The following is a 3241-nucleotide window of genomic DNA, read 5'->3' as shown; positions in this document are numbered from 1 at the left end:
TCCGTTACGTTGATAAGCCGTTCATAGACGATCTTTGCGCGTGCTTCAGCGGCGATGTTCGAGCGCAGGTCGGCCGTCGGCTCTCCGATCGTGTCGATATAAGCCGCCGTCCAGGGGACGCCCGCTGAGTTGGTGAGGGCAGGCCCGCCGCCATACAGCAGCGCAGTGGTATGGGAATCGTTGCCGCCAGCGGTGAGTGAGCGATACAGCTCCGCTTCCGATTCCACAGCTTCAGCCAGTTGTCCTTTCGCGCCCTTGTTGAGCATGGCAACGATCGAACCGATGATTTCAAGGTGGCTCAGCTCTTCGGTGGCGATGTCGAACAGCAAGTCCTTGCGGCCGGCGTCATCTTCGCCGACTGCCTGGGTGAAGTAGCGACAAGCCGCCGCCAGTTCCCCTTGGGGACCGCCGAACTGCTCCAGCAATAGATTGGCGAGGCCAGGATTCGGGGCAGCCACGCGGACCGTGTATTGAAGGCGCTTATTGTGGACGAACATTAGGAATCTCCAAAGATCGGCTTTCCCAGGTCATTGCCTGGAGTGAACGCCGGTAATAGTTTGTTGGGTATGCCGAGCAAAGTGATTCGGGGACCACGTGCGCTCGATCTCAAAATCAACGCTTTCGTTCAGCGGCTAAGCCAACCGTGATCGAACCGTCAGCTGCATTCCGCATCGGGCGTGCCTGATCTTCGGGGGTCGAGACTGAGGTAGCGATGTCAACAGCGTCATTCGCGCCGCTGTGTTCCCTTCCTGCGGCACGCGGGTTGCGTATAGACGTCACGCGCCCACTCGGGCGCTGATTCACATTCCCGAGGACCAGCCATGGCAACGAAGACACTGAACGATCTGTTCATCCACAGCCTCTCCGACGTGTACAGCGCCGAGAAGCAACTGACGAAAGCACTTCCGAAACTAGCGCGCGCGGCGACGAACCCCGAGCTCGCGGCAGCGTTCGAAAAGCATTTGGAGGAAACCCAAGGGCAGATTGAGCGCATTGACCGCGTCGTCGAGAGCGCCGAAATTAAGCTCAAGCGCGTCAAGTGCGTGGCAATGGAGGGGCTAGTAGAAGAAGGACAAGAGCAAATCGAGGAAATAGAGAAGGGCCCGATCCTCGATGCCGCGTTGATTGCCGCTGCGCAGAAGGTTGAGCATTACGAAATTGCGACCTACGGAACACTCGCGACTCTGGCGAAGAAGCTTGGCTACGTCGAAGGGATGAAATTGCTACTCGAGACGCTTCAGGAGGAAAAAGCGACCGACGAGAAACTGACTATGCTCGCCAAGCAAGAGCTTTCGGAACAGGAAGTAGGGAAATGACACGCGCGGTCGTTGGCGGCTGTGAAGATAGAGCGACGCCCGACTCGACTTCGGGTCGGGTCCGTCGGCCCATCGGCGGAGCGCGTGCGACTCCCTGTGCGACTCCCCACTAACATTGGAGGTCGGAATGCCTGATCCCAAAGAAAACTTACTTGATTGGCTGCGTGACGCCCATGCAATGGAGCAGCAAGCGGAGCAGATGCTGCGCGCCCAGTCGGGCCGCCTTGAGCATTACCCCGAGTTGAAGGCACGCATCGACCAGCATCTCGCCGAAACGCTCGGTCAGCAAAGACTGGTGGCTCGGTGCATCGAGCGGCTCGGGGGCAGCACTTCGACGATCAAAGATCTCGCGGCGAAGGTCATGGCATTCGGGCAGGCGGCCGGCGGAATGGCGATGTCGGACGAGGTCGTCAAAGGATCGATCTCGAGCTATGTATTCGAGAACCTCGAGATCGCCTCCTATACATCGCTGATCGCGGCGGCCGAACAAGTAGGCGACATCGAGACGAAGACTGCTTGCGAGCAAATTCTGCCTCAGGAGGTCGCAATGGCACAGTGGTTGTTGGATCATATCCCCCAGTTGACGCAAACGTATCTGCTGCGAGCCGCCACCCCCGGGGAAGTTGCGAAGAAGTAGATCGGTCCTAGTTGATCGTCACGCGCACGGCCCGGAATGACCGGATGTCGGCGAACAAGCTAAGTTCCTCAAGGAACCTTTGCACGACGGTGTGTCCGTCCACGCTTCCGGTAAATTGAACTCCGTTGTCGTCTACCGTAACGTCGATGAGAATGCGGATCCCAACGCGCGCGGCGGCGTCCCGAACAACTTGGCCGTTCAATGCTCCGGGTGTTCGCGAACGGATCGTAAAAATGCACGTGAACATGGAGCCTTCGAGGAGACGGGGCCGGCGCGAGGTCGTGCGACGCTTGCGTCTGACGCAAGCGCTGGTCCCGTCCATATCATGCAGCGCAAACGGTAGCGGCGCTGCGAGGCGGCGATTCTGAACGAACTACTTTGCACGACATCCTTGAGCAGAGAACCAGACGGTGGGGGCGAGCGTGGCGGACCATTACACTCGTGAATTGGGATTCGACCTGGGTTGGGACTTGGCTCGCTATGGCCGACCGTTCGACCGATCGCAGGCGAACGTGGATGTGTTGGCGGGCTACGCGGCCGGCAGGGCACACTTCGAGGTTCCGCAGCACACAGCGAGCCGCTACCACGCGAAATGGCTTCAACTGCGCTTAAGTGCGATACGGCGGCGCAGGATCGTTCGCGCCGATGTTACGCCGGAATATCTGCAACTCATCGACTGCGAGACGTGCCCCGTGACACTCGAGCGGCTGACGCACTCGACGCGGACGGGAACCGATTGGTCAGTCGATCGCATTAACAACGACGGCGCCTATGCAATGGGTAATCTGATGGTGATCAGCACGCGCGCAAACCGAGCGAAGCGCGCTAAAAATTACCGCCAAGTTGCCCGGTTGGCGCACGCACCTGGCGGCGCGATGATTGACGGCCTTACGCCCGCCGAATGGGCGCGTCTTGCATGCCTCATGGTAGGCGCAGAAAATATTTCGGATGTCCAGCCGACTCTTACACCACTGCTCACTCGCATACCGGAAGACTGCAGAGTGCCGTTGTACTACCTGTTTCAGCAGTTCCTACTCGCCTCGGTGGCCCGTGCAGCGACGCGCAACCATCTGATCAAGACGCTGAATGGCCTGCATCCCGATCACGCACAGCGTGAGCGCCTCAGGCTCGCCGCAGAGCGGCTTGCGATCCTCCGAAAGAACGTGACATACGCCTACGATGCCCTGGCTGACGATCAGATTCAGAACTTCCTAAAAAGCTGGTTTACGTCGCTGCCGCGCGAAAGCGTCCCAAGGTTGCTCCGTCTGGCTAATTACTTCGGCGGGCA

Annotated in this window: 4 protein-coding genes; 3 read left to right on the top strand and 1 reads right to left on the bottom strand. The window is 59.1% G+C overall.

From position 1 onward, the window contains the following. Positions 1 to 497: manganese catalase family protein (locus BG61_RS37975; protein ID WP_035943408.1), on the bottom strand; the 497-nt coding region annotated here is incomplete at its 3' end. A 324-nt stretch (positions 498 to 821) separates the two neighbouring features. On the opposite strand from BG61_RS37975, the gene BG61_RS37970 reads away from it, so the two are divergent. The 3 genes from BG61_RS37970 to BG61_RS37955 form a co-directional block, all read left to right on the top strand. Further along, positions 822 to 1316 (top strand): YciE/YciF ferroxidase family protein, encoded by a 495-nt coding sequence (locus tag BG61_RS37970; protein ID WP_035943405.1) that lies wholly within the window; start codon positions 822 to 824, stop codon positions 1314 to 1316. Positions 1317 to 1443: 127 nt separating this feature from the next. After that, positions 1444 to 1953 carry a ferritin-like domain-containing protein gene (locus tag BG61_RS37965; protein ID WP_035943403.1) on the top strand — a complete coding sequence of 170 codons (510 nt, stop codon included), beginning with the start codon at positions 1444 to 1446 and terminating at the stop codon, positions 1951 to 1953. Positions 1954 to 2375: 422 nt separating this feature from the next. Further along, on the top strand, positions 2376 to 3241 hold an 866-nt coding region (locus tag BG61_RS37955; RefSeq protein WP_152565295.1), incomplete at its 3' end, for a hypothetical protein.

Origin of the sequence: Caballeronia glathei, from assembly GCF_000698595.1 — a bacterium.
Classification (GTDB): Bacteria; Pseudomonadota; Gammaproteobacteria; order Burkholderiales; family Burkholderiaceae; genus Caballeronia; species Caballeronia glathei.
This window is presented reverse-complemented; position numbering and strand designations above follow the sequence as displayed.

What these genes read in the sequence shown, in the direction of transcription:
- BG61_RS37970 (WP_035943405.1), top strand. Translation starts at nt 822, where the DNA reads ATGGCAACGAAGACACTGAACGATCTGTTCATCCACAGCCTCTCCGAC.
- BG61_RS37965 (WP_035943403.1), top strand. Translation starts at nt 1,444, where the DNA reads ATGCCTGATCCCAAAGAAAACTTACTTGATTGGCTGCGTGACGCCCAT.